Annotated in this window: 16 protein-coding genes; 7 read left to right on the forward strand and 9 right to left on the reverse strand. The window is 66.2% G+C overall.

All coding sequences use genetic code 11. The annotated features are described in order from the left end of the window. Window positions 1-14: 14 nt before the first annotated feature. From AC1DN2_RS08985 to AC1DN2_RS08995, 3 genes are all read left to right on the forward strand, one after another. Window positions 15-620: a hypothetical protein gene (locus AC1DN2_RS08985; protein WP_476850050.1), complete on the forward strand. Its 606-nt coding sequence runs from the start codon at window positions 15-17 to the stop codon at window positions 618-620. 1 nt (window position 621) lies between these two features. After that, entirely contained in the window at window positions 622-753 is a 132-nt protein-coding gene (locus AC1DN2_RS08990; RefSeq protein ID WP_476850051.1) for a hypothetical protein, read from the forward strand. A gap of 190 nt (window positions 754-943) precedes the next feature. Then, window positions 944-2059 (forward strand): glycoside hydrolase family 16 protein, encoded by a 1116-nt coding sequence (locus AC1DN2_RS08995; protein WP_476850052.1) that lies wholly within the window; start codon window positions 944-946, stop codon window positions 2057-2059. Window positions 2060-2150: 91 nt separating this feature from the next. On the opposite strand, the gene AC1DN2_RS09000 is transcribed toward AC1DN2_RS08995, so the two are convergent. Beyond that, complete coding sequence (locus tag AC1DN2_RS09000) at window positions 2151-2804, reverse strand: aspartate/glutamate racemase family protein (protein ID WP_230010018.1); 654 nt, start codon at window positions 2802-2804, stop codon at window positions 2151-2153. 304 nt (window positions 2805-3108) lie between these two features. On the opposite strand from AC1DN2_RS09000, the gene AC1DN2_RS09005 reads away from it, so the two are divergent. Continuing rightward, entirely contained in the window at window positions 3109-3447 is a 339-nt protein-coding gene (locus tag AC1DN2_RS09005) for a hypothetical protein (protein ID WP_476850053.1), read from the forward strand. Window positions 3448-3456: 9 nt separating this feature from the next. Here AC1DN2_RS09005 and AC1DN2_RS09010 read toward each other — a convergent pair whose 3' ends face one another. The 5 genes from AC1DN2_RS09010 to AC1DN2_RS09030 all read right to left on the reverse strand — a co-directional run bounded on the left by AC1DN2_RS09010 (window position 3457) and on the right by AC1DN2_RS09030 (window position 10484). Further along, on the reverse strand, window positions 3457-4134 hold the full coding sequence (locus AC1DN2_RS09010; RefSeq protein WP_476850054.1) for a glycoside hydrolase family 16 protein: 678 nt from the start codon (window positions 4132-4134) through the stop codon (window positions 3457-3459). A 174-nt stretch (window positions 4135-4308) separates the two neighbouring features. Next, window positions 4309-5280, reverse strand: coding sequence for a dienelactone hydrolase family protein (locus AC1DN2_RS09015; RefSeq protein WP_476850055.1), 972 nt, complete (start codon window positions 5278-5280; stop codon window positions 4309-4311). Between the two features lie 183 nt (window positions 5281-5463). Then, on the reverse strand, window positions 5464-5892 hold the full coding sequence (locus AC1DN2_RS09020; protein ID WP_476850056.1) for a nuclear transport factor 2 family protein: 429 nt from the start codon (window positions 5890-5892) through the stop codon (window positions 5464-5466). Window positions 5893-6123: 231 nt separating this feature from the next. Beyond that, a complete protein-coding gene (locus AC1DN2_RS09025) occupies window positions 6124-9621 on the reverse strand; it encodes an Ig-like domain-containing protein (protein WP_476850057.1) in 3498 nt (1165 codons plus the stop codon). 458 nt (window positions 9622-10079) lie between these two features. Further along, window positions 10080-10484, reverse strand: coding sequence for a nuclease-related domain-containing protein (locus tag AC1DN2_RS09030; protein WP_476850058.1), 405 nt, complete (start codon window positions 10482-10484; stop codon window positions 10080-10082). A gap of 157 nt (window positions 10485-10641) precedes the next feature. On the opposite strand from AC1DN2_RS09030, the gene AC1DN2_RS09035 reads away from it, so the two are divergent. Further along, a complete protein-coding gene (locus AC1DN2_RS09035) occupies window positions 10642-11337 on the forward strand; it encodes a maleylpyruvate isomerase family mycothiol-dependent enzyme (RefSeq protein WP_476850059.1) in 696 nt (231 codons plus the stop codon). Between the two features lie 105 nt (window positions 11338-11442). Beyond that, complete coding sequence (locus AC1DN2_RS09040) at window positions 11443-12483, forward strand: Gfo/Idh/MocA family protein (RefSeq protein WP_476850060.1); 1041 nt, start codon at window positions 11443-11445, stop codon at window positions 12481-12483. 50 nt (window positions 12484-12533) lie between these two features. On the opposite strand, the gene AC1DN2_RS09045 is transcribed toward AC1DN2_RS09040, so the two are convergent. Both AC1DN2_RS09045 and AC1DN2_RS09050 read right to left on the reverse strand, forming a co-directional pair. Continuing rightward, on the reverse strand, window positions 12534-13652 hold the full coding sequence (locus AC1DN2_RS09045) for an aminotransferase class V-fold PLP-dependent enzyme (RefSeq protein WP_476850061.1): 1119 nt from the start codon (window positions 13650-13652) through the stop codon (window positions 12534-12536). A 12-nt stretch (window positions 13653-13664) separates the two neighbouring features. Further along, window positions 13665-14180, reverse strand: coding sequence for a mycothiol transferase (locus AC1DN2_RS09050; protein WP_476850062.1), 516 nt, complete (start codon window positions 14178-14180; stop codon window positions 13665-13667). Window positions 14181-14383: 203 nt separating this feature from the next. On the opposite strand from AC1DN2_RS09050, the gene nicT reads away from it, so the two are divergent. Further along, window positions 14384-15493 (forward strand): Nickel transporter NicT, encoded by a 1110-nt coding sequence (gene nicT / locus AC1DN2_RS09055; protein ID WP_476850063.1) that lies wholly within the window; start codon window positions 14384-14386, stop codon window positions 15491-15493. Between the two features lie 22 nt (window positions 15494-15515). Here nicT and AC1DN2_RS09060 read toward each other — a convergent pair whose 3' ends face one another. Then, on the reverse strand, window positions 15516-16838 hold the full coding sequence (locus tag AC1DN2_RS09060; protein ID WP_476850064.1) for a right-handed parallel beta-helix repeat-containing protein: 1323 nt from the start codon (window positions 16836-16838) through the stop codon (window positions 15516-15518). Window positions 16839-17039: the final 201 nt, after the last annotated feature.

Consider the following 17039-nt stretch of genomic DNA (forward strand, 5'->3'; position numbering starts at 1 on the left):
CGGTTTACGCAACCATGCACACCAAGCTGACACTCGCCATCGTATTTTCCGCCATGACGCTGGGGGTGGCAGGGTGCGCTGCCCCTGCGCCATCTACCGCACCGTCGCCCGAATCACCTGCGGCATCCGCGGCGCCGGCCCCTGATTTTGCTTTAGACATCACGGGGGCGCCCGGCCGGATCGCCCAAGCCGGCCTCACGGTGCTGACGGCGGAGGGCAACGTGGACCACTATCACGCACATCTGGACGTGCTGAAGGACGGCAAGCCCATCGCGGTGCCGGCCAATATCGGCATCACCACCGGAGCTGACCACAGGGCCAACGGCATCTCAGCCCTGCACACCCACGACACCACGGGCGTGGTCCACATCGAGTCCCCCACCGCCGGCCAGGTCTTCACCCTCGGGCAGCTCCTGACGGAGTGGGGCGTCCTCGGTGGCAGCGGCGCCCCCGGCACCGGTGGGGGTTCACTGGACGGCTGGACCGTTTACGTGAACGGCCGGAAGTTCGACGCCGGGATCCGGGACCTCCCGTTCAAGGCGCACGACGAGATCGTCCTGTCCTACGGCACCGCGCCGGCGACGATCCCGGCCTCCTACGATTTTCCGCCCGGAGAGTGAGGTGACCAGCAGGATCTCCACGCCGGACGACGAGGTTGCGATCCCCCACCCCAGCAAGTTCTCCGTCGGCCGTGCCCGGCAGGCCACCGAGATCTTCCCGGGAGGTTTGCGGGCTGAGGTAACGGTCCGGTAACGTTGGCGGCTGGCCTTGAGGCCCGGCCCGAATGCAGGGCCCCGGACCGCCCTTTTCCAGGGCGCCGTTGCGCCGTTCGGCGTCTGCTCGCCCATGCCTCGCGGCAGGGGCCGGATGAAACTTCCCGCATTATCCGACGCCCTGGCAGCGTCGGTTGTGCGTGCCAGCCACGAAAGCCCGGAGGGGTCAATTGTTTAAGATATCAACCTTCAAAGATGCACAGTCGAAGACACGCCTCACGGCACCACAGCTCAACAAAATAGCGATTGCCCTGAGCCTGGGCGCGCTGTCCCTGACCGGGTGCAGCGCCGCTCCCACGGCAGGCGCCGCAGCCGTTTCCCCGGCCACGGGGGCGGCGCCTTCCGCGGCGGCCTCCACGCCCTCGGCGGCAACCCAAGCCGCGCATCCTGCCGCGAAGGCCACGGCCTCGGCGGCCGCAGCCTCAAAGCCGGCGGCGCCCTCGACTCCCAAACCTGTCGGCGGCACCGACGCTGCTCCGGCAGCTCCCGGAACGGACGTGGCAACTCCGGCCGCCTCGCCCGTCGCCGCACCGGCCGCGCCGGCCGCTCCGGCAGCTGGGGCCCAAGCGGCAGCCACTCCGGCGCCGACGGCGGTAACGGCGCCCGTCGCGGCCCAGGCCGCCGTCGCCGCGACCGGCGACGGTTCCCAGGCCGCGACCGCACGGGGCTGGGGTGCGGTTGTCGCGGGTGACGAGTTCTCCAAGGCTGGTGCCCCCGACTCCACCAAATGGGGTCTCTACAGTGGCGCCGGACATGCCGGCAAGGGTGTGCGGAGCCCGCAGGCGTGGTCAGTTGCCAACGGCATGGCCACGGTCACCGGCAACTCAGCCGGCACCACGGGCGGCATGTCTGCCAAGTTTGCGAACCAAAAGTACGGCAAGTGGGAGACGCGTATGAAGACCAACGCCCGCGACACGGAGTACCACCCCGTTGTGCTCCTGTGGCCCAACACCACCTCGCCCAACTGCGCCGAGATCGACTACGCCGAGGGCAGCTCCAGCACGGCCAAGATCCAGTTCTTCCTCCACTACGCCTGCGGCGGCTCGAACTTCCAGACCTATGCGACCAAGTCGATCGACACCACCCAGTGGCACAACTACGCCGTAGAGTGGACTCCGGCCGGCATCACTGGATACATCGATGGCGTCAAGACTTTCTCCGACACGAATCCGGCGCACCTTCCCTCCGTGGGCATGCACCAGACGCTACAGCTGGACTGGTTCCCTGACGGATCGGCCACCAAGACTTCACAGATGCAGGTCGACTGGGTCCGGGTCTACAAATAGGACCGGTCCGGTGCCAGACAGCCCCGCGCCACATTGCGGCGCGGGGCTGCTTCGGTGTTGACCGGGGACGCGCCGCTAAAGGCGGCAGGACTCAAACCCCTTGAAGTTCCCGGGCGGCTACCGCTGAGACCAGCATTGAACCGGCTGCCGTCACGGCGTCGATCACCGGAACCCCGAGCCGGCGGCGGAGCACGTCCGCCATGCCGATGCTGCTCAGGCCCGTGCTGGCCTGGACGATCATGTCGGCGCCGGCGTCAACCAGCATGTGGGCCGCGGCGAGGGCGTCGAAAATCCCGGCAGGCATGAGGAACGCGTCGGGTGTTTCGATCCGCCCCTGCCCGTCAATGAGCAGCATGCGTTCGCCCAGTGCATCCGAGATCGGGCCCGGTACGTGTGCGCCGAGTCCCAAGACTCCAATCCGGCCGCCGAAGGTCAGAGCCGCGGCCGCCGCTGCGGAGCCCGCCCCTATAACCGGGATATCCACCGCTGCCCGGGTGGCGGCCAGCCCGGGATCTGACGCGCAGCTGATAATCAGGGCGTCAGCGTCCCCCGCCATGTCCCTCGCCAGCCGGACAACCTTGGGTGCCGCAGATTCGAGCGACGCCTGGTCATAGACGCCGGACGGCTGGTCCGGAATACAGCGGGATGTGACGGTAAATCCGAATGCTTCCTGGAGGAGTTTCCCGTGGGCGTGGAGCAGGCGTCGGTCCGACGTCGTCATCACCCGGATCAGTCCAACACGCATGGCGTACTACCTTTCGAACGGATTCGTTGGTGCGAGGCTACCTGGCGGGTATTTCCGCTCCTTTTCGGGCAGATGACCAACACAAGCGCTGCAGCGGAAACGCCCCGTGGCGCCGGCGGCCGTTAGCATTCCGCGGGCAGCGGCATCGTGCCTTGTGCATGAAACTTGGCGAAAACTTCGCTCCCGCGTGTGGTTGGCGACCCGGCGTCATTGTAGGTTTGTCACGGTGGCCCGTCTAAGGACCCGGGTGCAGTACCCGGGATTGGGGGAAGACGGCAGGCCGGTTCCGGACTCAGCCGGAACGATGACCAAAGGAACAGCCATGTCGGTGGAGCCGTCGTCCACTCCAGTACGCCTCGAAGTACAGGATCCCGAGAACCTGGTATCCGGTGCGCAACATGCCTCATCTGCCGCCGGAATCCGACATCAGGCCGCCAGAATCATTGACGCCGTCCTCGACGACAGCGCCCCGGAACAAGCCCGCGCACGGGAGCTGCTGCGCCAGCAGCTGGCTGCAAATCCCGGACATCCGGAACGGGCCCTGCTGGAGCACCTTGCGGCGTTGAAGGCTTTTGATGGGCCCCGCGAAGGGACGTCGGAGGCTGGCGGCCCGTTCCGGCCGGAATTTGCCTCGGGCGAGTAAGCGCAACGCTTACTGGTAAACGCGGATCCAGTCGACCTGCATCTGGCTGGGTTTGGTGGGCGTCCCGTTGGGAAACCAGTCCAGTTGCACCGTTTGGTGCATGCCTACCATGGGCTGATGCGCCGGGTTCGTGTCCACAAACCACAAGAACCCATCGAGGTATCCGACAATTCCGGCGGCGGTCCACTCGACTGCATAGTTGTGCCATTGTGTGGTGTCGATCGTCTTGGCCGCGGTGGTCTGGAAGTTCGGGCCACCGCAGGCGTAGTGCAGGAAGAACTTGATTTGGGCGGTGTTAGCGCTCCCCTCGGCGTAGTCGATCTCGGCGCACGTGGACGAGATGTTGTTGTTCGGCCACAGGATCAGAACGGGGTGATATTGCAGATCCCGCTGGCCAATTTTCATCCTGGCCTCCCAGCGGCCGTACCGCTGTTGGGCAAACCTGGCGGACATGCCGCCGGTGGTGCCCGCGGCGTCGCCGCTGACAGTCAAGACCCCGCCGCCTACCACCAGCGCATCCGGACTCCGGATCCCCTTGCCCGCGTGCCCCGGCCCCTTGAAGAGCTTCCATTTCGCGGGATCAGGCGGCCCGGCGTAACTGAATTCGTCCCCCGCCACCACTGGGCCCCATCCGCGGACGACGGCGGCCTGCGTCCCGTCGGAGACGGCGGCTTGCGTCCCAGCCATCACGGCGGCCGCACGGTCTATCGCCGGCGCCCGTTCCCTGGACACTGGTGCGGCACCACACCCGGCAAGGGCCAAGGCGCCTGCAGCGCTCAACGCCGCGGTTCTGCGGTTTGCGAACATCGCGTCTCCATCCGGTCGGGACATGTCAGGGCCATGCTCCAGACAAACTTGCCTTCACACGTACTTGCCAAACCAGGCGAGCGTGTCGTTCCATGCGGCCGTGGCCTGCTCCTGGTTGTAGCGCGGCCCGGTGTCATTGTGGAAGGCGTGGTCCACGCCTGGATAGATCTTGAGCTCGCTCCGGACATGCGTTTTGGCCAAGGCATCCCGGAGCGCCGGCATGGCGCCGGTGATCCGCTGGTCCAGTTCGGCGTAGACGCCGAAGACGGCCGCCTTGATGGCCGGGACCTTATCCAGGTCAGGCGCGGGTCCGTAGAACGCCGAGGTCGCCAACAGGCCCGGGATCGCAGTCGCCGACTGCCACGTGATGCCGCCACCGAAGCAGAAGCCGTTCATGGCGATCCGCCCGTGATCAACGAAGTCCTGGGCGTTCAGGTAGTCAAAGCCGGCCGTGAAGTCGGAAACGTGACGCTGCGCCCCGGCCTGGGTCAGTGCTCCCGGGACAGCGTCCGGGTCCATGCCCGCGGTACCGCCTTCCCTGCTCAGCAGGTCCAGGGCCAGAGCCGCGTATCCGGCTTTGGCGAAGCGGCGCGCCACATCCTGGATATGCGGTGTCAGCCCGCGGTTCTCGTGGCAGACCAGAACGGCCGGCCCGGCGGCCCCGTGGTCGGGCCGTGCGAGATAGCCACTGATGTCGGTGCCGTCCGAGGCGAATTGCACGGTCGCCGTCGTGAGTCCGGCCGCGCCCTCCGGGACCGACAACGGGCTTTTGGCCCCCGACACCGCGCCCGCGGACGCGGTCCCGGACCCTGGCGCGGACGACGTCGGCGTCGGCATGGGGTCGGTACTGCGGGGAACCTCCTCGGGCGTGCAGCCCACCAGGAGCATCGCTGCCGAGGCGGCCGCCATGCTGCCGGTGATGAACGCCACCCGGCGCGTGAACGTGTGCTGGCTCATGGCGCCGGCGCGGTAGTCGTCGAAGAATTCCTCAATCAGGTACTTCTCGAACTTGCCAAGCTGGGTCATGGCAGGCCTCCTCAGTGTGCCGATCATCCTCCTCCGAAGTCAGATTTCCGGCAAGGGCCCTGCACAGACCGGCCCGACGTCGCCACTTCCCAACAACGACGACGCCTCGACGCAGCCCCGGCACCAGGCCACAACGCTCAAACGCGCGCGCAGCCTTCTCCCAGCCGCCTGAGGCCAGCGATTTCAGTCCCCGGGTGCCGAGGGCCGGTCGGGCCGGCGTCCCGTCAGCGTCTGGACTGCCTCTGCGATGCCCACATCCCCTCGTTCGATCTCTTGCATGTACAGTCTTCCGCTCGTAATGAGGCCGTCCTCGATCTCGAAGATCGTCACCCCGCGCATGTCGAAGGGACGCCCATCAGTTCGGGTGCCGGCCCAGGTCCATTCACTCCACGTGGTATTACCGTCGTCCACGGAGCGGAGCACTTCTGCGTGAAAATCGGGAACGCCAGCGAACATCGCCGCCCAGTTCGCATGCATCTGCGCCCGTCCCACAAATGCCCTGCCCGGGTGGACCGGCTGCACGCTTTTGTACGACTCATGGAACAACGCAGCCGCTGCCTCAAGGTCGTGGTCATTGAACGCAGCAAGCAGGCGGTGGATAAATTGGCTCATGTGATCACTCCTCGGTGTGGCGGAGCTCGTGCTCTGTTGCATGCACAGGCCCATTAACGGGCGCCCACTAGGGCCGGGACCCGGCCAGCCCGCATCGTCGATCTACGCCGCCGCCGTCGCCCGGTTCCAGACCAATTAGGTCAGGTCGCACAGGTCCGGACCGATCGGCCCCAGACCGGTGAGGTCCAGGCGCCAATCGGTCCGGGAATTCCTGAACTGACGCGGGCACCGCTAGCCAGTAACCTTGTAGGTGCTCGAATTCCATGTCAGGCGGCCGCGTTGAAAGTCCGAGGCCCGGCCGACAGAAACCGCATACTCGTCCCGGGTCGGATAGCCCAGCCGGCTCCTCTCCCAGCCGAGGGAGGCCCACCTCGCCCGGATCGCACCCAGCACATAGTGCGCCCCGGACTTCGGCGACCAGAAAATCGAGTTTCCACCTCCGCCGGAAAAGTGCTGGTACTGCCCCACGCCATCAGCGGCGCCCCTCTCGTCTGTGGTCGGGTAGCCCAGGCCCGTCTCCCAGCCCACGGCCGCCCACTTGGCCCGGATCGCACCGAGCACATAGTGCGCCCCGGTCTTCGGCGACCAGAAAATCGAGTTTCCACCTCCGCCGGAAAAGTGCTGGTACCTCCCCACGCCGTCAGAGGAGCCTCTTTCGTCTGTGGTCGGATAACCCAGGCCCGTCTCCGCGCCCACGGCCGCCCACTTGGCCCGGATCGCACCTACAATTGCGTGTGCCTGGGTCGATTTCGACCAGTAAATCGAGGACCCGCCCGAACCGGAGAAGTCGCTGTACCGCCCAACCCCGTCCGGACTGCGCTTCTCATCCGTGATCGGATAGCCCAGGGCCCCTGTCTCCGCGCCCAGCGCCGTCCATTTGGCCCGGATCGCACCGAGGACAAAGTGGGCCCCGGTCGTCGGGGTCCAGTAAATCGAGGACCCGCCCGCCCCGGAGAAGTGGTTGTACCTTCCCACTCCGTCCGTCGAGCCCTTCTCGTCGGTCGTCGGGAAGCCGAGCACGCCCGCGGCAGCGCCCGCCGCCTTGTAGCGTTTGTAGATCTCACCGATTACAGAATGGGCTCCGGTCGCGGGGGACCAGCAGATCACCCCTCGCACATAGTCCTGGCACTTCCCTCCCGCCACGGCGTACTCCAGAGTCAGCGACCGACCGAATTTCGACCGGGGGTCACCCGCGCCGACTTTCCACGCGTACGCAGCGATGGGGTCGTCGGTGCCTTTGCCTGTCAGCATCACCTTCAGCGCGCCCTGGCCGTCGTCCGTAGTGATGAGGTAATAGGTTTCGGAAGTTCCGGCCTGCCCGACGGCCGTCGGCTTGAACGTCACAGTCTGGTACGCGGATTCACCCGCGGGAATCTTCAAGCCCTCGGCAATTGGACCGTCCGTAGAGAAGACCCCCTGCGGCGCTTTCGCCTTAGTGATGGTCATTGGGACGTTGCCCGTGTTCTTTATCTCGAAGGCCCTGGTAACCGACGTCCCGACGGGGACGTCACCAAAGTCCAGCGAGCGCGGCATCTGCAGGTGCGCCGCGCCTGAGACGGCGGTCGCGGCAACCTTGACTGTCACCTGTCCGCGGTCGCTGGCGACAACGAGCGTATCGGCCACCGGAGTCGCCGAAGTGGGACTGAACGTCATGGACACCGCTATCGACGCGAGCGGCTGGATGGTCTTGCCCACCACCGGCACCGTGGCCGGGTCGACCTTGAGCTGTGCGTTGGCCGGCAATGTAACACCGGTGATCTTGGCGACTGTTGTGCCCGTGTTGACGATGTTGACCGTCTGCCGGCTGACCGTCTTTGTGGGGACGTCGGTGAACTGAACCACGGCCGGAGTCGCGCCCAGGCCCTCCTTCGTGCCGACGGCGTGGACGCCGAGGAGGTCGGTCTCGCCGTCCGCCGTTTTGACCGTCAGCGTACCATCGGCCTGGCCCGGGACCGTCGGCGAGAACGTCACGGGGACCGCCATGCTCCCGCCCTTGGCCAACGTCCGGGGCAACGTGAGTCCGGTTCCGATCTTGAACGGGACCCCGGCCGTGATGGAGCTGACCGTCACCGCCCGCGACGCCGTGATCGTCACGCTGCCGGTCACCGTGGAACCCACCTTGGCGTTGCCGAGGTCGGTGTTCTTTGCCCCTACCGCCGATGTTGTCGGGGCGCCGAAGCCCATGACGTGCCCGTCCCGGGTGCCGACGTACACGCGGCCGTTGTCAGTGGCCACCGAGGAGAACTTGGCCCCGATGCCCAGTGGGGAGCTGAACACTTCCTTGAGGTTCCCGGTATTGTCTGGCAATGCCCGGTAGGCGCGCAGTTCCGCACCGGCCCCTGTACCACCGCTGACGTAAACTACCCAAACCAGGGCCGAGGACCCGTCTGTGCCGGAGGACGTCACCGCTGGCGCACCGGAGCTGAACCCGAACGTTCCGGCGGATGTCCCTACGGCGGCCAAGCTGATCCCGCCATTGGCGCCGGGCACGAGTTTGAAGGCTCTCAGGAATCCGTTGTTCTCGACGACGTAGAGGTATCCGCCGCTGGCCGTCCCGAGGAACGCGGGCCGCCCCCACACTCCGCTGTACGGACCGGCTTTGTCCAGGACGGCGTCGGTTCCGCCGGGCCCCTGCGCCATGCCGCCCAAGTTGTCCCGGTCCAGCAGATACAGGTGGCCGTCTTTACCGATTTGGGCCAGCAGGTGCGGGTGCGCAGCGGTGCCATAGCCGTCCGGGATCGCGACGGGCGCGCCGGAGCCCAGATCGGCGTCGTTCCGGTTCAGTTTCGCGTTGTCAGCCGGACTGAAGAAGTCGGTGGCTTTCAGATTGCCGTCACTGCCGACCTGGAGCCGGACCACCGCCTCCGCCAGGGTGGTGGGTGGCTTTGTTCCCGGGCCTGGCTTGGGGGAAATGCCGTTCCCCGTGGTTAGCAGGATTTGACCGGGACCGTCGGACACCAGTCCCCCGCCGGAGTGCCAGATCCCGCCCTCGGCGTTGGCGTTGCCGGACTCCGTGGCCCACATAGTCGTCTGCCGGCCGCTAGTGGACACGCCAACGACATAACCAACGAAGGGGGTGTAGTCGCAGTGGCTGGCGAATCCTGCGTAAACCACGCCATTCATGAGCAGCAGCCCTGGGCGCTGCATCGCCGTCATCGGGTTGAACGGGCGGCTGGGGTCATTTGTCGGGGCGCCTTCGATGGTGACGGGGAAACCGGGTTTCTCCGCACCGGTCGCCACATCCAGGGCGTGCATATACCAGTGCGGGAACCGGGCACTTGCACCGTCATTCGTCTTCGCAAGCAGGTAGACGCTCTTCGTGACCGGGTCGTAGACGGGAGTGGACGTGATTCCGATGTTGGGCGTGAGGTCGCCGCAGCCCACCGTCGACGCCGGCCACGCCGGCCCGAGTTTGCGCGTCCACCTTGCCGCACCCGTGGCGCTGTCCAGCCCGTAGACGGCATTGTTTTCCGTCGCGGCAATCACGTTACTGCCTACTACGAGCGGCTGGGCGTAGACCTGCCCGTCCACGGTTGCGGAGAACAGTTTGCCGAAGTTCGATGATGCGACCGCCGACGGCGAGAGCCCGGGTTCATTCTTATCCCAGCCCGTCCGCAGTGAATCGTGGGCGATGGTCCCCACGTCCGCGACGGCGGGCCCGCTGAGGGACAGTCCGGCAAGTGCGAGCGAGGCCGCCAGCACGGACGCCCAGGCGCCCTGGGACCACACGCGATGCCGGGACCATGGTCGTTGTCGGTGCGAAGTTGCGTGGATCTCGGCTGCGCGGTGCTTCCGGAGATGCGGTGCCCCACCCTTACGTCCACCGCGAAGAAGGCCATTAAAATGGCCGGACAACACCCGAAATTCTGTTTGATCAAACATGGCTGAGACCCGTTTCTGACCACTACATTGACTTTATTAACCCAGTACTTCGGAGACTAGAAGCGGGGTTTGAAGAGCGCGCGAGTGGTTGCTACCCGACTTCTCCGGGGTAATTCGCGTTTTATTTTTGGGCGCTACTTGCCCACTACTGGGGCGAACGCGATTGCCCACTTGCTTCTTCGGAAATCCGGGCGACCCCAATGGGGACGAGAGGGCGTGGGGGAACGTCTCAGCGTTCCGGGCCCGAGGGTTGATTCGCGACGGCGGTGCGCGCCATCCGCTGGAGGGCCTCCCCTACGGGTTCATCAATGCGTGCAGGATTGCTGCACCCAGCTGACCTGGAGCTTCTTCTCTGAGACCATCAGGGTTTGCCCTGCCACCCAGATCGATTGACCCGCATGGTTCTTCGTGTTGAGAGTGAACACGCCGGCGGGACCGACTAACACATGATCGATGTCCGCCCAGCCCCAGCCCACTTGGATGGCATGCAGCACGAGCCATTCGGGCCCGAGCCCTGCCAGAATCCGGCCCACGGCGATCTCGCCCAGCGCACCCCGGTACCAGGGCCAGCTGGCCTCGCTCAACGGGCTGGCACCGAACATCCGCCTGAACAGCGAACGCGGCGAAGCGAGCTCCTGAACTGCCAACAGTTCCCCGATCACGGACTGGGCAGCAAATCGTCCGGTCAGGGGCGCGGGGTTTCCGCTCATTGCCGCGATTGTGGTGTGGGAAACATGCGAGGCATCCTACTGTGACGGGGCCGGCGCCGGTGCCGCCGCGCCGGACCCATGGTCCGATGGCAGCGCAACTATACAGCCGCAAGCGGTATAGCCGCGGCCGGCCCCGGCGTCGCGTTAGGCTCCTCCCATGTCGCCCGATCAATTCCTGGCCGAGCTGGCCAGCTCCCTGGACCACCTCGGCACGCTCGCCCGGCAGCCGCGGGACACGCTTGCCGGCGCCGTTCCGGCGTGCCCCGCCTGGACGCTCGAGCAGCTCTTCGGGCATCTCGGCTCAATCGAGAGGTGGGCAGCCGGGGTGGTCCGGACGGGCACCTTTGTCCAGGAACCTGCACCGCCGGCCGAGGGCGCCGCGGCCTGGTTTCTCGCGGGCACCGCACCCTTCCTCGAGACGATGACGGGCCTTGATCCGGAGAGCGAATGCTGGAACTTTGGGCCGCCTCCGCGCACCGCCCGGTTCTGGCTTCGGCGACAGGCCCACGAACATGCCATCCACCTGGTCGACGCCTGCCAGGCGCTTGGCCTGGAGATCCCCGTGCTGGCGGACAATTTCATGCTCGACGGTGTCGACGAGGTCCTGGCGATGTTCGCGCCGCGGCAGCTGCGACTGGACCGGATGCCGCGCCCGGACAAAGCTGTGACCTTCCAGGTGCCAGGGGCCGCCAGCTGGACACTGGGACCTGGTGCCGCCGTGGCCTTGATTTCCGCCCCGTTGCCGGTGATGTATCTGGGTCTTTGGGGTCGATCCAACCTGGCAGAGAACGCCGTCATTGAAGGTGACGCCGCCGCGGCCCTGCGTGTGCTTCGGGGTCCGCTCACACCATGAGTTCCGGCATCGGGATTAGGATACGAACACGTCCCGCGAAGGCGTGGACGCTCCACGAGCCGCCCGATGCTTTCGTGACCGCATGTTCGAAGGGAACTCAAACGCATGTCAGAGCACGCCACACCCGGCACCGCAGGTCCCTCCACGCCGCGGGCCAGATGGGGAATTCTCGGCACCGGGTTCATCGCCGGGCTGCAAACGCCGGACCTGATCGACAACGGCTCAGTGATCCAGGCCGTCGGCTCCAGGACCAGGGCATCCGCGACCGATTTCGCGGCCCGGTTTCAGATCCCCACGTCCTATGGAAGCTACGCGGATCTCGTGGCCGACCCGGACGTCGACGTTGTCTACGTTTCTACGCCGCACCCGTTCCACCACGAGAATGCGCTGTTGGCCCTGGACGCCGGTAAACACGTGCTGATCGAAAAGCCCTTCGCCATGAACGCCTGGCAGGCCCGGGAGATTGTGGAGCTCGCCGAGAGGAAGGGGCTGATCGCCCTTGAGGCCATGTGGACACGCTACCTTCCGCACATGGTCCGCATCCGTGAGCTGATTCGGTCCGGCGCCCTGGGCGAGGTCCGCACAGTGATCGCTGACCACAACCAGAATCTGCCCAAGGATCCGGCGCACCGCCTCAACGACCCGGCGCTGGGCGGCGGAGCGCTCCTGGACCTGGGCATCTACCCCGTCTCCTTCGCCTTCGACGTCTTCGGGGCGCCGACCGGGATCCGGGCAGCGGCCAGCATGACTGAAACCGGAGTTGACCGGCAGACCGCGATGATCTTCGAATACAGTGGCGGGCAGCAGGCCGTGCTGCACTGCGCGCTGGACACAGCAGGACCAAACCAGGCGTCGATCATCGGAACCGAAGGCCGGATCGAGATCCCGTCAGTCTGGTACACGCCGTCGGCCTTCACCAGGTACGACGCCGACGGAAACATCGTCGAGCGATTCGATGAACCCGTCACCGGCCGCGGCATGCAATACCAGGCGCGGGAAATGGAGCGGCTCATTGCGGCCGGCTCCATTGCCAACGACATCCTGCCGCCCCGGCAGAGCGTTCAGGTCATGGAGGCCATGGACGAAGTTCGGCGCCAGATCGGCCTCGCCTACGCCAGCGACGACAAGGACCACGGGCGCGAATAGTCACGGTGCTGGGGCGGCCCCAGTTTTCCGTGAGGAGGCACGGCCGACGCTCACCCTCGCCCGATCAGCCCGGCCACGCGATCGAGTTCTTCATCCAGATTGTAGAAATGTACCGCCAGCCGGATTCTGCCCTCCCGGACCGATGCCACCACGTTGGCCTGGCGGAACCGCGCCAGGACCGCCTCAGTGTCTGTCACCGGCACGGAGAAGATCGTGGAGCGGTGCTGCTCGGCGAACGGCCGGAACGCGGAGCCCTGCGCCGCCAGGGCCTGCTGAAGGTGAAGGGCGAGCCGGGCGTTGCGATCGAGCAAGGCCCCGATGCCAAACCTGCGGAAGATGCCGAGCGCCGCCTGCTCGGCCAGGGCGGGAAACCAGGCCAAGGAGGTGTCGAGCTTCGAGGCCGTGGGTGAGAGGTCCATGGCCGGTCCGTAGAAGCTCCCGGCCGGGTTGCGCGCGGCCTTCCAGCCGGGACCGACGGGCTGGATCCGGTCAAGCAGTCCGCTGCGGACATAGAGGTAGCCCATGCCCCGGGACCCGAGCAGGAACTTGTGGCTCGCGGCGGCCAGGAAATCCACGCCGTCGCGCACCACATCCAGGGGCACCGCGCCCGCGGCCTGGCAGGCGTCGACGAAGAACCAGGCGCCGGAGCGGGCCGCGACCCGGCTGAGCGCGGCCAGGTCCGCCCGGTAGCCGTTGGCCGAATGGACGGCACTCACGGCGATCAGGCGGGTGCCGCCGTCGGCCGCCTGGCCAAATTCCTCGGCCGTCACGCCGTCCCCGCCCGGTGCCACGGCGCGGACCTCGTAACCGCGGTTCCGGAGCAGGAGCCAGGGGTAGTAGTTCGAGGCGAATTCGTTCCCGGCAACCACGACGTTCTCGCCGCGCTTCGCCGGCGGCAGGTTGGCGGCCACTATCCCGGCGGCGGAGCTCACGGCCGGGACGATCGCGATCTCCCCCGCCGTCGCCCCGACGATCTCCGCGAACATGGTGCGGGCCTCCTCCCCTGCCCGCTCGGCATCCATCCAGTCGAACCTGCCGGCGGACCATCGCTTGACGGCCAGCTCGTACGCCTCGCGGGCGGGTGCACAGCCGACGTTCATCGAGGCGGTGTTGAGATAGATGGTTTCCTGTAGCCCCGGGAAGAGTCCGCGAATTTCGGCCGCCTGCATGGCACGGACCGCCTAGCCGTGCCCGCGCGCGGAGTCCAGGCCCTTTGCGTAGGCCGCCTGCCCCACGTGCTGGAGGCAGTCGGCAATCGTGCTGACCAGCCGCACCCCGAGGGTGACGGGCGGGTCCCAGCGGGTATCGACGATGCGGTCGAAGTCGTCGTCGCCGAGGTGCTCCAGGAAATTCACGGTCTGCCGGTGGACGGCTTCGTAGTATTCGAGCAACAGTTCCGGCGGTGCCTGCACCGCGTCCACCTGGCCGCTCGTATGGCCGTAGCCGGTGTCCCGCTTGGAGAGCGGCAGGCCGAAGCGGGCGGCAAACCCCTCCGAGGTCCACACCTGGTCCAGGCCCGCGGCGGAGGCGACTTGCGCGTCCTCGACCCTGCTGAGGTGCCAGATGAGCCAGGCCATTGAATTCCCGTTGCCTCCGGTCCGTCGGAGCAGGGTGGCATCATCAACCCCGGCCAGGGCCGCGGCCACCGTCTCACGGATCCGGCCGAAGGCATCCAGCAGCAGTTCATTGGATTTCATCGAGTCCCCTCCCTGTGCATGATCGGAGTGCTTGCATGATCGGTGATCCCCATGCTTGCATGGAGGCCGCACCGGCGGATAGGGCCGGGCGTCGCCGTGTCAACGGCGCACGCGGAGACGATGACGGGGCAACACGGCCACGCGCAGTTCCGCAGTCCGCGAGGTCTTGGCAGCGGCGACCCCCGCGCCTACCCTTACGGATTATGAGCAACTTGTTGCCTGTAGCGCAGCCGGTTCGGGCGACGTCCAGTCGCTGGGAACGCCGGGACAAGTTCCATCTCGCCGGCATCACCGGCTTCGTCCTCCTGCTCAACGTGGTCGGCTGGAGTGTGCTGACCCTGGCCGTGGCTCCGCAGAACTTCGCGCTGGGCCGCTCCGGCGTGTACGGGGTGGGGCTGGGCGTTACCGCCTTTCTGCTGGGGGTGCGGCACGCGTTCGACGCCGACCACATCGCCGTCATCGACAACACCACCCGCAAGCTGGTCGGCGAGGGAAAGGCCGCGCTGGGGGTGGGCTTCTGGTTCTCGCTGGGCCATTCCACCGTGGTGTTCGGCGCGGCGCTGCTCCTGGCCCTCGGCGCGAGGGCCATGGCCGGCACCGTGCAGGACGGGGACTCGGCGCTGGTGCAGACGCTGGGACTGGTGGGAAGCGTCGTGGCTGGAACGTTCCTGATCCTGATCGGTCTGATGAACCTCGTCTCGGTGGTCGGCATCGCCCGGGTGTTCCGCGGGATGCGGACCGGGGAACTGGACGAGGCTGAGCTTGAGCACCAGCTCAACAACCGGGGCTTCCTGGCAAGGCTCCTCGGCGGAACCATCCGGCGGATCACCAAGCCATGGCACATCTATCCCGTCGGCCTGCTGATGGGCTTGGGATTCGACACCGCCTCCCAGGTAGCCCTGCTCGTGCTCGCCGCCGGTTCCGCGGCCTTCTCCCTGCCCTGGTACGCCATCCTGGTCCTCCCGGTGCTGTTTGCCGCCGGAATGAGCATTTTCGACACCGCCGACGGCGTGTTCATGTCCCGGGCTTATGGGTGGGCGTTCCTGAAGCCGGTCCGCAAGGTCTTCTACAACCTCACAGTCACGGTGCTCTCGGTGATTGTGGCGCTGGTGGTCGGTGTCACCGTGCTGCTTGGGCTCGTGGCGGACAAACTGGGACTCGAATCGGGGCCGGCGGCCGCCATCGGTTCGCTGGACCTCGAAAACGTCGGGTACATCGTCGTCGGACTCTTCGTCATCATCTGGCTGATCGCGCTCGCCGTCTGGAAATTTGGCCGGATCGAGCAGCGCTGGAGCCACGCCGGCACCAGCTGAGCGGATGCGGGCGCAACGTAGGTCAGCAGCTGGGCGAGTCGAACTCGTAGGCCCCCGAATCGGCAGCGGCCGTCCCGTTGCAGTCCCCGTCCTGGGGTACCGGACTTCCGGCGAGGTCGACGGCGGACAGGCTCGTTCCGGCGCGGTCGATGGCCGGGCTGGTGCCGGTCAGGCGGAGATCGGCCGGTGCGTTCACGAAGCGCGCAGACGCAGTGGTGGACGTGCTGTTCGGCACGAAGTTGACCGGGCCATTGAGGACGTTCTGGTTCTCGGTCCAACCGGAGCCGTTGATCCACAAGGAGTTCCTGACGCCCGCCAGGATGTTGCCGCGGATCACGGTCGATGCAGGGCAGCCCGCATGGCAGACAACGGCCTGGGACTGCGGCCCGTTCAGATACACAGTGTTGAATTCGAAGACTGTGCCGTTCGTCGGTCCGAAGGACGTCCCTGCACCGCGGGCGATCAAGCCCTTGGCCTGGGCACAGTTGGCACCACAGGTCGACCGGACCAGGTTGTAGCGGTAGGTGTTGCCGTCGGCCGTCCCGGAGGACCTTCCGATCTCGGAGAAGTTGTTGTTGTCCAAGGACACATTGTGATGGATGTAGTTCCGGCTGCCGTTGTAGATTTCGAAAGAACCCCCGTCGCGGGTGTAATCGTAGGAAAACGCAGTGGAGCCGCTGACCGTGTTGCCGGAAAGTTCGTTGTCGTTGCCGTTGATCAGGACGCCGGAAGCGCCCGAGTCGTCATTGCAGTTCACGGCCTGGGGTGTCCCGCAGTTCGCGCCCTGCGTCAGGACGTTCATGACGTTGTTGTTGGTCAGGACGTTGCCGGTGTATTTCCCGAAGTCAGACCCGGTCCCCGCCTTGATGCCAACAGCGTTGTTGGAGGCACTGGAATTCCGGACCGTATTGCGGTCGCCGGTGACGCTGATGCCCGCGTAGCCGCAGGAGACGCCCCGAAGTCCGTCAACGGTGGTGAAGTTGCCGTTGATCCTGATGCAGTTTCCAGACTTGCCGCCGGTAATCGTCGGGGCATTGCCGGTCCCGTAGCCGGTCAAGGTGATGGGTGCGGCCTCGGTTCCGCTCTGGGTGGTCACAATGCCTCCGGCCCAGGTGTCGCCCCTGCGGAAACTGACCGTGTCGCCGGGTTTGAGGACGATCGAGTTGACCTTCGACAGTGACTTCCAAGGCGCAGCGCTGGAGGTTCCCGGATTGGTGTCGCTCCCCGCGGCACTGACGAAGTACGTAGTGCCCGCGGACTGGGCCGGCGCCGGGAGGCCCACCGCCAACCAGCCGGCCGTGAGGATCAGGGTGGTTACGGCAGCGCGAACGGAGTTAATTCTCATGGCGATCCTCGCGGTTTGATGGTCAGCGGAGGAGAGCTCCGCGATCTTGAGTATGTCCGCTCAGGCTGCGGCCATGAGTCGAGACGCGGGCTTAGGTCATCCGCCGACCCTAGTGGGCGGGGGTTGTAAAAAGCTTGGGCATGATCTTCCAGAGCTTTATCTCAAACAGCGCTGTATAATTTATTTTGGTCAACAAAAGTG

Source organism: Arthrobacter sp. 01L42 (assembly GCF_056400005.1).